9 protein-coding genes and 1 pseudogene are annotated in these 14,795 nt (G+C 60.8%); 5 read left to right on the top strand and 5 right to left on the bottom strand.

The genetic code is table 11. The features are described from left to right. Positions 1-191 precede the first annotated feature (191 nt). Together pbpG and FSO04_RS35325 are read right to left on the bottom strand one after the other, a co-directional pair. Entirely contained in the window at positions 192-1,376 is a 1,185-nt protein-coding gene (gene pbpG, locus FSO04_RS35330; protein ID WP_154566157.1) for a D-alanyl-D-alanine endopeptidase, read from the bottom strand. Between the two features lie 87 nt (positions 1,377-1,463). Beyond that, a complete protein-coding gene (locus FSO04_RS35325) occupies positions 1,464-1,751 on the bottom strand; it encodes a hypothetical protein (protein ID WP_154566156.1) in 288 nt (95 codons plus the stop codon). A gap of 404 nt (positions 1,752-2,155) precedes the next feature. Here FSO04_RS35325 and FSO04_RS35320 point away from each other — a divergent pair, with 404 nt between their 5' ends. Then, the gene (locus tag FSO04_RS35320) at positions 2,156-2,728 is read left to right on the top strand and encodes a phasin family protein (RefSeq protein ID WP_054038013.1); all 573 of its coding nucleotides are present in this window, start codon (positions 2,156-2,158) and stop codon (positions 2,726-2,728) included. 334 nt (positions 2,729-3,062) lie between these two features. Here the strand turns inward: FSO04_RS35320 and lpdA are convergent, their stop codons facing one another. The 3 genes from lpdA to aceE form a co-directional block, all read right to left on the bottom strand. Further along, positions 3,063-4,838: a dihydrolipoyl dehydrogenase gene (gene lpdA, locus FSO04_RS35315; RefSeq protein ID WP_154566155.1), complete on the bottom strand. Its 1,776-nt coding sequence runs from the start codon at positions 4,836-4,838 to the stop codon at positions 3,063-3,065. Between the two features lie 269 nt (positions 4,839-5,107). Then, entirely contained in the window at positions 5,108-6,760 is a 1,653-nt protein-coding gene (gene aceF, locus FSO04_RS35310; protein WP_154566154.1) for a dihydrolipoyllysine-residue acetyltransferase, read from the bottom strand. A gap of 86 nt (positions 6,761-6,846) precedes the next feature. After that, positions 6,847-9,543: a pyruvate dehydrogenase (acetyl-transferring), homodimeric type gene (gene aceE, locus FSO04_RS35305; RefSeq protein WP_154566153.1), complete on the bottom strand. Its 2,697-nt coding sequence runs from the start codon at positions 9,541-9,543 to the stop codon at positions 6,847-6,849. Positions 9,544-9,818: 275 nt separating this feature from the next. Here aceE and fixL point away from each other — a divergent pair, with 275 nt between their 5' ends. The 4 genes and pseudogenes from fixL (at position 9,819) to FSO04_RS35285 (ending at position 14,786) form a co-directional block, all read left to right on the top strand. Beyond that, entirely contained in the window at positions 9,819-12,335 is a 2,517-nt protein-coding gene (fixL, locus tag FSO04_RS35300) for an oxygen sensor histidine kinase FixL (RefSeq protein ID WP_154566152.1), read from the top strand. Next, complete coding sequence (gene fixJ, locus FSO04_RS35295; protein WP_011488992.1) at positions 12,332-12,976, top strand: oxygen response regulator transcription factor FixJ; 645 nt, start codon at positions 12,332-12,334, stop codon at positions 12,974-12,976. The genes fixL and fixJ overlap by 4 nt, the downstream gene beginning before the upstream one ends. 264 nt (positions 12,977-13,240) lie before the next feature. Beyond that, positions 13,241-13,453, top strand: coding sequence for a hypothetical protein (locus tag FSO04_RS35290; RefSeq protein ID WP_154566151.1), 213 nt, complete (start codon positions 13,241-13,243; stop codon positions 13,451-13,453). 21 nt (positions 13,454-13,474) lie between these two features. After that, a pseudogene (locus FSO04_RS35285) lies at positions 13,475-14,786 on the top strand (DUF3300 domain-containing protein). Positions 14,787-14,795 lie beyond the last annotated feature (9 nt).

Here is a 14,795-nt window from a genome sequence, read left to right as displayed (position 1 = left end):
AGCGGCTCATCAGCGCACTCCGGGCCTTGATTGACCCAAAACTCGCGCCTTACGCCGCGACCCGCCTGGCCTGAAAAACAAAACCCCACGCTCCGAAAAACGTGGGGTTGGTCAGCAGTCTGAAGCCTCGCATCTGCGAGGCTTTTTTCTGGCCGGTTCGAAAACCGGCCGGCAGAGTAAGCTAGCGCGCTTCAGGTGCCCGCGCCGCTGGCATCCGCGCTGGTAATCCGCGGTTGATCGCCACCGTTATCGAGCCACGTGCGCAGACGCGTCGCGTCCGCAAAGCGCGAGTACTTACCCGACGAGTCAAGCAGCACGATGATCATCGGGCGACCGTGAATGGTCGCCTGCATCACGAGACACTCGCCCGCTTCGTTGATAAACCCGGTCTTTTGCAGACCGATGTCCCACGTCGGGTTACGCACCAATGCATTCGTGCTGTTGTACGCCAGCGAACGCTTGCCGGTGTACACCTCGTAGCTGTGGTCGGTCGAGAACTTGCGGATCATCGGATACTGATACGCCGCATTGACCATCTTCACGAGGTCGCGTGCGCTCGAGACGTTCTGGCTCGTCAAACCCGTGGGGTTTTCAAAGTGCGTGTCGGTCATGCCGAGTTGCTTGGCCTTCGCGTTCATTGCCGCGAGGAACGCCGGACGGCCGCCCGGGAAATAACGCGACATCGCCGCGGCTGCGCGGTTTTCCGAGGCCATCAGCGCGATATGCAGCATGTCTTCACGCGAGAGCACCGAGCCCACTGACAGACGCGAGCCGGTGTTCTTCTCGTAGTCGCGGTCTTCGTCGGTGACTTCGATCTGGTCGGTCATCGGCTCTTTCGAATCGAGCACGACCATCGCGGTCATCAGCTTGGTGATCGACGCGATCGGCACCACGGCGCGCGAATTCTTGTCGAACAGCGATTCGCCGGTGTTCTGATCGATCACATAGGCAACGCTTGAACGCAGCATCAGCGCGTCCGGCGTGTCATGCAGACCGAAAGCCTGGCCGACGGTAGGCGGACGCGGTTCGTACGCGACGCGGCGCATCACCGAGTGGTGACGGCCGTTCGACGAGTACGTCACGCGCTTGCGCTTGACGCTCGTGCGCGGCGCGTCGTCACCGGCGGCAGCGGCCACGTTCGCAGCAGCGCCGTTGGCGGCCTTCTTGCTCGACACTTTGTCAGCGGGGGCCGCGGCGGGCTTTTTGGCCGCTTTCGCGTGTTTGGAGGTTTTTGCCGTGGTGGCGGGCGTGGCGGCAAAAGTGATGACAGGCGTGGCGAACGCCGCTGCGATGACCATGGAGGCGGCCACCGACAGAGCGGTGCTGCGAGCCGCGCCGTGGATCACTTTTAGCGACGAAAACATGTCGGTTTTCATGGGTGTTCAGTAGGGAGCGGCGAGAGGTTTCCGCAAGTGTAGTAAAACAACGAAAAATTAGCAATTTGAAGCACTTATACGCGCTCCTTAAACCGGCTTGTAAGCTCCGATCGCAAAAACACAAATAAGTGCCGCGTTTCGATCGAAAAAAACGATCGCCAACGCGCTTCGCCTCGCCTTTGCCGCCAATTGCAGGAATCGAACCGATTCTTTCAGCATAACGGCAATTTCGAGACAACCTTGATCAGGGGAAATACGGTCAGAGCGCAGGCATGTAAAGCCTTGCCGGCGCACCGGAACGTCGAGCGGGTACTGCTGCGGGCTGTTAAACACCTGCTGGAGACCGCCAACGCGCATTCGACCGGCATAGAGCATTAACGTTCCGTGACACTTTCTGGTTTACATCGGAATGGGCAATCGACGGGTTTTTTGTCAAATGTCGATTTGCCCTTCCACCCGCGCCGGACCTCATCGCGCGGTCAAAATCTCTCCTGAAATCGGTAACAAATGCGGATTTATCCTGCACCAGTGCGGTGCGACAGACAAATCAACTTGCGTCAAACGAATGTCATGCCCACTGCATAACATATTGTTTTATCAGTAATTTCTTAACATTGTGCGACGCACAAAAAACACTTGACATTCGTTAACACCATCCTAAAATGGGAACCATTGCTGCGATGCACAAAACATCGCGGTCCGGGGAGACGATCTGAGAGCGTCTCGCCACCAACCCAATGCGGTCCGCACAGACAGACCGCGATCCAGGAGCGTAAACCATGACTCTGCTGACCCCTGAGCAATTCGCTGCAGCCCAGAAAGCCAACTTTGAAACGCTGTTCGGCCTGACGACCAAAGCATTTGAAGGCGTCGAAAAGCTGGTTGAACTGAACCTGCAAGTCGTGAAATCGACTCTCGCGGAAAGCCAGGAAAATGCCCAACGCGCACTGTCAGTGAAGGACGCGCAGGAACTGCTGGCACTGCAAGCTAGCCTCGCACAGCCGGTGGCTGAAAAGGCGCTGTCGTACGGCCGTCACGTGTATGAGATCGTTTCGGCAACGCAAGGTGAATTCACCCGCGTCGCAGAAGCCCAATTCGAAGAGCAAAACCGCAAGGTCCAGTCGCTCGTCGAAAACGTTGCGAAGAATGCCCCGGCCGGTTCGGAAACCGCCGTCGCCGTGCTGAAGTCGGCAATCACCGCCGCCAACACCACGTACGAAACGGTCCACAAGGCAACCAAGCAAGCTGTCGAAATCGCCGAAAGCAACTTCAATGCAGCCGCAACGGCCGCATCGAAGGCAGCATCGCAAGCCGCTGCACAAGCATCGCGCTCGGCAAAGAAGGCAGTCTAAGTTTCAAGCCGCACATCACGCCGGCCCGCCTCACGGCAGGGCTGGCGCGATTGCAGCAACAACATGCAAGCAACAGCGTCGTGCCGTTGCCGCTCACACGGTTTCATCTGGCCGAACGCTCCGATACGTTGAATAGCGTATCGTTTGCCCGGCGAAAGGCCGGGATTTTTTTTCCCGCCGCCTGAGACGCGCGGCGCATGTCGCATGCGTTGCTTCGCGTCAAACGCTCTACGCTGCTTGCTGCATAAGAAAAACGGCGCGCCCTTTGCGGGGCGCGCCGTTTTTTTGCATCCGCTTCCTCGAACCCGCCTGCATGCAGGCGGGTTCAGCAGCATTACTTCTTTTTCTGCGGCGGCAAGTCGGTGCAGACGCCTTCGTACAACTCTGCGGCCATACCGATCGATTCGCCGAGCGTCGGATGCGGGTGAATCGTCTTACCGATATCCGTTGCGTCCGCCCCCATTTCGACTGCGAGGCACACTTCGCTGATCAGGTCGCCGGCGTTCAAACCGACGATCCCGCCGCCGATCACGCGGTGCGTTTCTTCGTCGAACAGCAGCTTGGTGAAGCCTTCGTCGCGGCCGTTGGCGATCGCGCGGCCTGACGCTGCCCACGGGAACACCGCCTTGCCGTACTTGACGCCCTCGGCCTTTAGCTGATCCTCCGTCTTGCCGGCCCACGCCACTTCCGGATCGGTGTAGGCCACCGACGGAATCTGCAGCGCATCGAAGTACGCCTTCTCGCCGTGAGCCACTTCAGCGGCGACGTGAGCTTCGTGCACTGCTTTGTGCGCGAGCATCGGCTGACCGACGATATCGCCGATCGCGAAGATATGCGGCACGTTGGTGCGCATCTGCTTGTCGACGTCGATGAAGCCGCGATCCGTTACAGCCACGCCTGCCTTGTCCGCGCCGATCTTCTTGCCATTCGGCGACCGGCCGACGGCGACCAGCACGAGGTCATAGCGTTGCGCTTCGGCCGGGGCCTTTTCGCCTTCGAACGACACGTAGATGCCGTCGTCTTTCGCTTCCGCCGCGGTGGTTTTGGTCTTCAGCATGACGTTGGCAAAACGCTTGCTGTTGTACTTCTCCCAGACCTTGACCAGATCGCGATCCGCGCCGGCCATCAGACCGTCGAGCATTTCGACCACGTCGATCTGTGCGCCGAGCGTGGCGTAGACCGTCGCCATTTCGAGCCCGATGATGCCGCCGCCGACCACCAGCATGCGCTGCGGAATCTGACGCAGTTCGAGCGCGCCGGTCGAATCGACCACACGCGGATCTTCCGGAATGAACGGCAGCTTCACCGCTTCCGAGCCTGCGGCGATGATCGCCTGCTTGAACTTGACGACCTTCTTGCCGCCTTCGGTCTGCACTTCCATGTGATACGGATCGACGAACGAGCCGGTACCCGTCACGACTTCGACCTTGCGCATCTTGGCCATGCCGGCGAGACCGCCGGTGAGCTTCTTGACGACACCCGACTTGAAGTCTCGCAGCTTGTCGAGATCGATTTGCGGCTTGCCGAACGTGATGCCATGCGCGCCGAGCGCTTCCGCTTCGTCGATAACGAGCGCCGTGTGCAGCAGCGCCTTCGAGGGAATACAACCGACATTCAGACAGACACCGCCGAGCGTTGAATAGCGTTCGACGAGCACCGTCTTCATGCCGAGGTCGGCCGAGCGGAACGCAGCCGAGTAACCGCCGGGACCCGAACCGAGCACGAGCATGTCACACTCGATATCCGCGTTGCCGGAGAAGCTACCGGCTTGCGGCGCGGGCGCTGCCGCTTTGGACGCAGGCGCAGGCGCCGGTGCAGGCGCTGCTGCCGGAGCGGGCGCCTTCTCAGGCGCCTTAGCCGGCGCTGCGTCCGCAGACGTTTCAACTAGCGCGATGAGCGTACCTTGCGAGACTTTGTCGCCGGCTTTGACGCGTACTTCCTTGACGGTGCCGGCGGTATCGCTCGGCACTTCGATGGAGGCCTTATCGGACTCGAGCGTCATCAGCGCCTGCTCCTTCTCGATGACATCGCCCGGTTTGATATTGACTTCGATGACATCGACGTCCTTGAAGTCACCGATATCCGGCACTTTTACTTCGACGAGACTCATAGTGTCCCCTTCTCTTATTGATCGTGATGAGACGAAGAACCAAAAAAAAGCAGCCTAAAAGCCGGCAACGCGGCGAACAGAAACTTCCTTTGCTGTCCGCCCAAGGACGCGCCTTTCTTTTGCCTACTTTTCTTTGGAAGACAAAGAAAAGTAGGTGCCGCCCCGCACAGGGGCAACGCTAATAGACCACTAAGAAAGCAGGTTCTACAGAAGGACGCGGATAACAGACAAAACGAACCAAACCCGCGCCCCGCGCAACCGTCATCCGATCAAAGAATCACACGCCGAAAATCGGCAAGAATCGCACCCAGATACGCATTGAACCGCGCCGCCGCAGCACCATCAATCACCCGATGGTCATACGACAACGACAGCGGCAGAATCAGACGCGGCACAAACTGCTTGCCATCCCAAACCGGCTTCATCGCGCCACGCGACAAACCGAGAATAGCGACTTCAGGCGCATTGATAATCGGCGTGAAGTTCGTACCGCCAATACCGCCAAGAGAAGAAATCGAGAAGCAGCCGCCTTGCATCTGATCCGGCTTCAGCTTGCCGTCACGCGCCGCCTTCGACAACTCGGTCATTTCCTTCGCGATATCGATCAAACCCTTCTTGTCCGCATCGCGAATCACCGGGACGACCAGACCATTCGGCGTATCGGCAGCAAATCCAATATGGAAGTACTGCTTGAACACCAGGTTGTCACCGTCGAGGCTCGCATTGAACGTCGGGAACTGCTTCAAGGCAGCAACCACCGCCTTGATCACGAACGCCAGCATCGTGAACTTCACACCGGCCTTTTCGTTTTCCTTGTTCAACTGCACGCGCAGCGCTTCGAGATCGGTGATGTCCGCTTCGTCGTTGTTCGTGACGTGCGGAATCATGACCCAGTTGCGATGCAGGTTCGCACCCGAGATCTTCTTGATGCGCGACAACGGCTTCGGATCGACTGGGCCGAACTTGGTGAAGTCGACCTTCGGCCACGGCAGCAGATTCAATTCGCCGCCACCCGCGGCAGCCGGCGCAGCAGCACCTGCCGGTGCAGCGCGTTGACCCGTCATCACACCCTTGATGAAGCCGGTCACGTCCGCTTGCGTAATACGGCCCTTCGGCCCCGTGCCCTGCACCTGCGTCACGTCGACGCCGAGTTCGCGCGCAAACTTGCGCACGGACGGCGAAGCGTGGCTCGCACGGCGAGCGCCACCCTCACCAGCCTGGATCAGCGGCGCTTGTGCAAGCGCTGACGGCGAAGCCGGCGCGGGCGAAGGAGCAGCCGGCGCATCCGACGGCTTCTCGAGCACTTCCTGCTTGGCAGCAGGTGCGGCAGCCGCAGCCGGTGCAGCCGCGCCATCCGCTTCCAGCACGACGATGACCGAGCCTTCCGACACGTTATCGCCGACCTTGACCTTCACTTCCTTGACGACGCCGGCGGCCGAGCTCGGCACGTCCATGGTCGCCTTGTCGGATTCGAGCGTCACCAGCGACTGCTCTTTCTCGACGCGATCGCCGACCTTCACCGCGACTTCGATCACGGGGATGTCTTTGTAGTCGCCGATATCCGGCACTTTGACTTCTTGCAGACCACCGCCGCTCGTAGCCGGCGCCGAGGCAGGCGCAGCAGCCGGGGCCGCTGCGGGAGCCGGTGCAGCGGCAGGCGCCGGAGCCGGAGCAGCCGCGCCCGCGCCATCCAGCACGACGATCAGCGAGCCTTCCGACACGTTGTCGCCAACCTTGACCTTCACTTCCTTGACAACGCCGGCGGCCGAGCTCGGCACGTCCATGGTCGCCTTGTCGGATTCCAGCGTAACGAGCGACTGCTCTTTCTCGACGGTGTCACCCGCCTTCACCAGCACCTCGATCACAGGAATGTCCTTGTAATCGCCGATGTCCGGCACCTTGACTTCGATCGCTTGACTCATTGTTAGTGTCTCCTGGGCCGCGCACGCCGCCCGCTCCTGTCGATCAGGAGCAGGCGCGCACGCCGTGGCACACGGGGAATGATGCCTTAGACGGTCATCGGGTTGGGTTTGGCGGGATCAAGGTTGTACTTCTTGAGCGCCTCGGCGACGACCTTGCGTTCGATCGTGCCTTCATCTGCCAGTGCATTCAACGCGGCAACCGTGACCCAGTAGCGGTCGACTTCGAAGAAGTGACGCAGCTTTTCGCGCGTGTCCGAACGGCCGTAGCCATCCGTGCCCAGCACGACGAACTTCTGCGGCACGAACGCGCGGATCTGCTCGGTCAGCGCGCGCACATAGTCGGTCGAAGCGATGACCGGACCTTGTGCATCCTTCAGCAGCTTCTCGACGTGCGAGACCTTCTTCTCTTCCGTCGGATGCAGCAGGTTCCAGCGCTGCACTTCGTGACCTTCGCGAGCCAGTTCGGTGAAACTCGGCACGCTCCACAGGTCGGCAGCGACGCCCCAGTCGTTCTTCAGCAGATCAGCAGCGGCGATCACTTCGTTAAAGATCGTGCCTGCACCCATCAGTTGAACGCGCGGTGCCTTCTTATCAGCATCGGCCTTCCTGAACGAGTACATACCCTTGATGATGTCGGCCGCTACGGCATCGCCCTGCGGAATCGCCGGGTGCTCGTAGTTCTCGTTCATCACCGTGATGTAGTAGTACACGTCTTCCTGGTCAGCAACCATGCGACGCAGACCGTCCTGCATGATGACTGCAAGTTCATAACCGAACGTCGGGTCGTAGCTGATGCAGTTCGGCACCGATGCCGCCCACAGGAGCGAGTGGCCGTCTTCGTGTTGCAGACCTTCGCCGTTCAGCGTCGTGCGGCCAGCCGTGCCGCCCAGCAGGAAGCCGCGCGAACGCATGTCGCCCGCCGCCCATGCCAGATCGCCGATACGCTGGAAGCCGAACATCGAGTAGAAGATGTAGAACGGGATCATGATCTCGCCGTGCGTCGAGTACGACGTCGCGGCTGCGATCCAGTCACACATACCGCCAGCTTCGTTGATCCCTTCCTGCAGGATCTGGCCGGTTTCCGATTCGCGGTAGAACATCAGTTGGTCGGAATCTTCCGGCACATACTTCTGGCCTTCCTGATTCCAGATACCGATCTGGCGGAACAGGCCTTCCATACCGAAGGTACGCGACTCGTCCGGCACGATCGGCACGATGCGCTTACCGAGCGCCTTGTCTTTCAGCAAGATGTTCAGGATCCGCACGAACGCCATCGTCGTGGAGATCTCACGGCCTTCTCCCGTGCCCTTCAGCAGCGGCTCGAACGCGTCGAGCGCCGGCACCGGCAGCGACTCGGCTTTCTGACGACGCGCCGGCAGATAGCCGCCGAGGTCCTGACGGCGAGCGCGCATGTACTCGAGTTCCTTCGAACCTTCTTCGAACTTGAGGTACGGCACGTTGACGAGGTCTTCGTCGGGGATCGGCAGACGGAACTGATCGCGGAATTTCTTCAGCTGATCGACATGCAGCTTCTTCTGCTGGTGGGTGATGTTCATCGCCTGGCCGGCTTCGCCCATGCCGTAGCCCTTGATCGTCTTCGCGAGGATGACGGTCGGCTGGCCCTGCGAGTTCGAAGCTTCCGAGAACGCTGCGTAGATCTTGTGCGGATCGTGGCCGCCGCGGTTCAGGTTCCAGATGTCTTCATCGGACCACTCGGCAACCAGCGCCTTCAATTCAGGCGTATTGAAGAAGTGTTCGCGAACATACGCGCCCGACTCCGACTTGTACGTCTGATATTCGCCGTCGACGACTTCCATCATCCGGCGCATCAGTGCGCCCGACTTGTCGCGTTGGAACAGCGCATCCCAGCGGCTGCCCCAGACGACCTTGATGACGTTCCAGCCGGCGCCGCGGAATTCGCTTTCGAGTTCCTGGATGATCTTGCCGTTACCGCGCACCGGACCGTCGAGGCGCTGCAGATTGCAGTTGATCACGAACACGAGGTTGTCGAGGCGTTCGCGACCGGCCATGCCGATTGCGCCGAGCGATTCCGGTTCATCCGTTTCGCCGTCGCCGAGGAAGGCCCAGACCTTGCGGCCTTCGGTCTTCGCAATGCCGCGCGCCTGCAGGTACTTCATGAAGCGCGCCTGATAGATCGCCATGATCGGGCCGAGACCCATCGAGACGGTCGGGAATTGCCAGAAGTCCGGCATCAGCCACGGGTGCGGGTACGACGAGATGCCCTCGCCGCCCACTTCCTGACGGAAGTTGTCGAGCTGGTTCTCGGTCAGACGGCCGAGCAGGAACGCGCGCGAGTACACACCCGGCGACGAATGGCCCTGCACGAACACGAGGTCACCACCATGTTCAGCGGACGGTGCGTGCCAGAAGTGGTTGTAGCCGACGTCGTACAGCGTGGCGGCCGACGCGAACGAGGCGATGTGGCCGCCGACGTTCGTGTCCTTGCCCGCGCGCAGCACCATGGCGATGGCGTTCCAGCGCGTGTACGAGCGAATCCGGTGTTCGAGGTCCTGGTCACCGGGAATCGGCGCCTGACGCGAAACAGGAATCGTATTGATGTAGGGGGTATTTGCAGAGAACGGCAGATGTTCGCCATGTACGCGGGCGAATTCGATCTGTTTCTCGATGAGGTAGTGAGCGCGATCGGGGCCCACAGCAGAAATCACGCCATCCAGCGCTTCCAGCCATTCGCCGGTTTCCTGGGGATCGTCGTCTTTTTCAGCAGCGACATATTTCATGACTTCGTCGGGTACAGCGGACATGCTCGTCTCCTGGATATAGAGGAACGCTCTTTGAACAGACGACGCGGACGAAGCACGACCGCGGCAGCTTCGGCCGATTGTAAAAGGGGTCCCGACGTCCGCGCAACAAAATTTTCGAATTACGAGATCGATTCTCATAATGCGGAAAATTGTTGCGGCGCAACCTGATTTGACTGCCGATCGACGGATACGTCGGCTAGTTTGCGCCGAATAACGGTTCTTTCAGCGCTTTTTTGCGCCATTTGCTAGTGACTCGCTGCGCTACAATGCCACGCATGTTGACCGAACGGCTTTTCGCTCGCTCGGCGCGCACCGCTGGTTCGCCGGCGGATTCGACGCCGTCCTCCCGCTGGCACCACGGACCGTGGTGGTCGAACTCCTATTTGCTCACGCCGCTGCTGTCGATCCTGGTTTTCCTGGTCGTCATGAGCCTGATTCTGTGGAGCCTGAACCGGCGCGAACAGCAGCAACAGGAAGACACGCTCTACCGTAACGTCGCGTGGGCGCAGCAGCAGATCCGCCTGTCCATGACGGGCGCGCAGGAACAGATTCAGGCCCTCGCCCGCGATCTCGTCGCCGGCCACGCCGATCCGCATTCATTCCAGGTGTCCACCACGGACATCATGCAGGGGCATCCCGAGATCCTCTACATGAACTGGTACACGAGCCTGCAGCAGCCGCGCTGGCCCAATACCGCACTCCCCGTGTTCGGCCAGCGTCTCGCCAAGCCGAACGACGCGCAGATGGACGAGGCCGTCAAAGCCGCCTTCAACGAGGCGCGCAATACGCGCCGCCAGGTGTACTCGCCGCTGATCTACGACGACCTCGGCAACGGCTACATCACGCTGCAGACGCCGGTCTACCGCGACCGCGACTTCCTCGGCACGATTGCCGCCGTGTTCTCCGTGGAAGGGATCCTGAAGCACGACATTCCGCCCGAGTTGTCGGCGAAATACAAAATCTCGATCATCGACGTGAACAACCGCGAGTTGACCACCACGTCGACCCGCCCGCGCCTGCCGCGCGACATGTTCTACGATCTGCCGCTCGACCCGCCGGGCCAGGGCGTCTCGGTACGCGTCTACGCGTTCCCGCAGATGACCAACTTCACCAACAACACGCTGGTCTGGCTGGTGGCCGGCCTGTCGTGCTTCGTGTTGTGGAGTCTGTGGAGTTTGTGGAAGCACACGCGGCAACGTTTCGAGGCGCAGCAGGCGCTCTACGCCGAAGCCTTCTTCCGGCGCGCGATGGAAAACTCGGTGCTGATCGGTATGCGCGTGCTCGACATGCACGGCCGCATCACTCACGTCAATCCGGCCTTTTGCCGCATGACCGGTTGGGACGAAAGCGATCTGGTCGGCAAGAACGCGCCGTTCGCTTACTGGCCGCGCGACGCCTACCCTGAGATGCAACGCCAGCTCGACATGACGCTGCGCGGCAAAGCCCCCTCTTCGGGCTTCGAATTGCGGGTGCGCCGCAAGGACGGTTCGCTCTTCCATGCGCGCCTCTATGTGTCGCCGCTGATCGACAGCTCGGGCCGCCAGACTGGCTGGATGTCGTCGATGACCGACATCACCGAACCGAAGCGCGCGCGCGAAGAGCTCGCCGCCGCACACGAACGCTTCACGACCGTGCTGGAAAGTCTCGACGCCGCCGTGTCCGTGCTGGCCGCCGACGAAGCCGAATTGCTGTTCGCCAACCGCTACTACCGCCACCTGTTCGGCATTCGCCCGGACGGCCATCTGGAATTGGCGGGCGGCGGGTTCGATAGCGCACAGGCGTCGTCCGATTCGATCGATATGGTGGATGCCTATGCGGGTCTGCCGGCTGCCGCGTTGACCGAAAGCACCGCCGACGCGCAGGAAGTCTACGTGCAAAGCATTCAGAAATGGTTCGAAGTACGCCGCCAGTACATCCAGTGGGTGGACGGCCACCTCGCGCAAATGCAGATCGCGACCGACATCACCACCCGCAAGCAGGCTCAGGAACTCTCGCGCCAGCAGGATGAGAAGCTGCAGTTCACCAGCCGCCTGATGACGATGGGCGAAATGGCCTCGTCGCTCGCGCACGAACTGAATCAGCCGCTCGCCGCGATCAATAACTATTGCTCTGGAACCGTGGCACTGGTTAAATCCGGTCGAACGACGCCTGACAATCTTCTGCCCGTGCTCGAGAAAACCGCCCAACAGGCAGTGCGGGCTGGCATGATCATCAAGCGCATTCGCGAGTTCGTGAAACGCAGCGAGCCGAAACGCCAGGCTACGCGCGTGGCCGATATCGTCGCCGATGCCGTGGGTCTCGCCGAACTCGAAGCGCGCAAGCGCAAGATTCGCATCGTGACCGATCTGCGCTCGCGCCTGCCGGTGATTTACGTCGACCCGGTGCTGATCGAGCAGGTGCTGGTCAACCTGCTGAAGAACGGCGTCGAGGCCATGCACGATGCGCGTCCGAATGCGGTCGACCCCGTGATTCGCGTCGTCGTGCGACTGGAAAGCGGGTTTGTCTGCATCAGCGTCGTCGACCAGGGACCGGGTGTCGACGAAGCGACAGCCGAGCGTCTGTTTGAACCGTTTTACAGCACCAAGTCCGATGGTATGGGCATGGGGCTGAATATTTGCCGTTCGATTATCGAATCGCACCGCGGCCGTCTGTGGGTGGTCAACAACGTCGAATCTGACGGCCACATCACAGGCGCCACGTTCCATTGCAGTCTGCCTATTGGAGAGCCTGACGGCCCGAGCAACGGCGGGTCAGAGGCGCCGACACCACAAACCGTTACGGGAGAGCTATGAACAGCCCAGTCACCACACAGGAAACTGTCTTTGTCGTCGACGACGACGAGGCCGTGCGAGATTCGCTGCGCTGGCTGCTGGAGGCGAACGGCTACCGCGTGCAATGCTTCTCCAGCGCCGAGCAGTTTATCGACGCATGGCAGCCGCATACGCATCCGGGCCAGATCGCTTGTCTGATTCTCGATGTGCGGATGTCCGGCATGAGCGGGCTCGAGTTGCAGGAACGCCTGATCGCCGACAACGCGTCGCTGCCGATCATCTTCGTGACGGGCCACGGCGATGTGCCGATGGCTGTGTCGACGATGAAAAAAGGCGCCATGGACTTCATCGAAAAACCGTTCGACGAAGCCGAACTGCGCAAGCTTGTCGAGCGCATGCTCGACAAGGCGCGCAGCGAAAGCACCAGCGTGCAGCAGCAACGCGCTGCGGCAGAACGTCTCGGCAAGCTGACCGCGCGTGAACATCAGGTGCTCGAACGCATCATCGCCGGCCGCCTGAACAAGCAGATCGCCGACGACCTCGGCATCAGCATCAAGACGGTTGAAGCGCACCGCGCGAACATCATGGAAAAACTCAACGTCAACACGGTCGCCGACCTGCTGCGACTTGCGCTGTCGAACAAGCCGCAACCGGCGCAATAAACTTAACGACCGCGGCACAGCCCGCGGCTCGCTATTGCGGTTCAACGGCCGGACTGTCGACTAGTCCGGTCTGTTCCATTCCCCTCTCCTCCCTTCTCCCGCTTCGCGACAGCGACGCGCGGCATGGCTCGGCACATCCGCTAATCATTACGCATTACTCAGCAAACGCTTACGCTGCGCAGCAATAACTTCTTTCCTCTGACAAGATTGACAAGCTTCGCTGCGCCCCTTAATTTACAAAGAACTCCTCAACAGGAATCTTTGATGCCCGATGAACGCAGAACAAGTGTGCTGTCGTTGTCGTATGCGGCGTCGCCGTGCGGCGCAAATCAGTTAAAGCGGTTCGGCCGCATTGCTGAGGCATCTGTCATATCGAACGGTTCAAGCGAAGCTGAGCCGACCTTTATTCGCTTCCTTCTCCATTCCATCGCGCCGAAGCAACGCAGCATGCGCTGCTCATCGACTTCGCGCGTCTAACGCAGCCGGGAGGATTTCATCGTGAAACGATCCGGAACACACCGTTCGCGTGTGTTGCTTGTTTGCGCCGCACTTGTGGGCGCGCCACTCTTCGCCGGTCTGGCCATGCCGAGCGCGGTCTATGCGCAAAGCGCCGCGAAGATGTCGAACCAGCAACTCGATTCGCTGACCGCGCCCATCGCGCTCTATCCCGACGCACTGCTTGCGCAGGTGCTGATGGCCGCCACCTTCCCACAAGACGTGCAGGCCGCGGCCGCATGGTCGAAAGCAAACTCGAAATTGCAAGGCGACGACGCCGTCAAAGCGGTCGCGTCGGAGCCTTGGGACCCGAGCGTGCAGTCACTCGTCGCCTTCCCTCAGGTTCTCGCGACGATGGCGTCGAAACCCGATTGGGTCTCGCAACTCGGCACGGCCTTTCTGGGTCAGTCGAATGACGTGATGGACTCCGTGCAACGCCTGCGCAAACAGGCGCAGGCCGCGGGCAATCTGAAGACGAGCTCGCAGCAGAAGGTCGTGGTCGAGGAAAGCACGATTCAGATCGTGCCGGCCAATCCGCAAGTGGTGTACGTGCCGTACCTATAACCCGACTGTCGTCTATGGGACATGGCCCTATCCGGCCTACCCGCCCGTGTATGTGCCGCCGCCGCCCGGTTATGCAATCGCTACCGGTTTCGCTACCGGCCTTGCGTTCGGCGCCGGTGTCGCGGTTGCCAATTCGCTGTGGGGTGGCTTCAACTGGAACACGCACGACGTCAACATCAACGTGAACCATTACAACAACATCAATGTGAACAACCAGATCAACGTGAATAGCAGCACGACGAACTGGAACCGCAACACCAACGTCAACCGCAACGTCAACAACACGAACGTCAACCGCAACGTCAACAACAACCTCGGCAGTGCGCAGCACGATGCCTATCGCGGCCGTGACGACGCCGCCCGCGCCCAGGCGCAGCAGACCTTGCAGAACCGCACCGGCCAGAACCTGAGCGGCAGCGCGAGCCAGCGCGTGCAAGGGATCCACCAGGGCGGCACGCAGAACGCCGATCTGCAAAACCGCGCGCAGAACGCCAACCGCGATAACGCGTTACGCGGGGCCGGTGACGGGAACACCGCGCGGCAGGACACGCAGCGCGGCGAGGCGAGCCGCAACGCGGCCGCGAACCGTTCCAGCAACGGCGGCCTCGGCGCCAACGGCGGCGGTCAGCAACGCACGGGCGCCAGTCTCAGTGCAAACGGCGGCGGAGTCGAGCGCGGCGGCGGTGGCGGCGCTGGTGGCGGCAGACTGGGCGGTGGCGGCGGTGAGCGCCCCCTCGGCCGCAACCGTTGAACGATCAAG

This window comes from Paraburkholderia madseniana (assembly GCF_009690905.1).
In the GTDB taxonomy this organism is placed as follows: domain Bacteria; phylum Pseudomonadota; class Gammaproteobacteria; order Burkholderiales; family Burkholderiaceae; genus Paraburkholderia; species Paraburkholderia madseniana.
The sequence above is the reverse complement of the archived record's forward strand: the minus strand, read 5'-3'. Positions and strand labels throughout refer to the sequence as shown.

Excerpts from the sequence above, each read along its gene's own strand:
- pbpG (WP_154566157.1), bottom strand. The coding sequence starts at position 1,376 with ATGAAAACCGACATGTTTTCGTCGCTAAAAGTGATCCACGGCGCGGCT.
- FSO04_RS35325 (WP_154566156.1), bottom strand. The coding sequence starts at position 1,751 with ATGCTCTATGCCGGTCGAATGCGCGTTGGCGGTCTCCAGCAGGTGTTT.
- FSO04_RS35320 (WP_054038013.1), top strand. The coding sequence starts at position 2,156 with ATGACTCTGCTGACCCCTGAGCAATTCGCTGCAGCCCAGAAAGCCAAC.
- lpdA (WP_154566155.1), bottom strand. The coding sequence starts at position 4,838 with ATGAGTCTCGTCGAAGTAAAAGTGCCGGATATCGGTGACTTCAAGGAC.
- aceF (WP_154566154.1), bottom strand. The coding sequence starts at position 6,760 with ATGAGTCAAGCGATCGAAGTCAAGGTGCCGGACATCGGCGATTACAAG.
- aceE (WP_154566153.1), bottom strand. The coding sequence starts at position 9,543 with ATGTCCGCTGTACCCGACGAAGTCATGAAATATGTCGCTGCTGAAAAA.
- fixL (WP_154566152.1), top strand. The coding sequence starts at position 9,819 with ATGTTGACCGAACGGCTTTTCGCTCGCTCGGCGCGCACCGCTGGTTCG.
- fixJ (WP_011488992.1), top strand. The coding sequence starts at position 12,332 with ATGAACAGCCCAGTCACCACACAGGAAACTGTCTTTGTCGTCGACGAC.
- FSO04_RS35290 (WP_154566151.1), top strand. The coding sequence starts at position 13,241 with ATGCCCGATGAACGCAGAACAAGTGTGCTGTCGTTGTCGTATGCGGCG.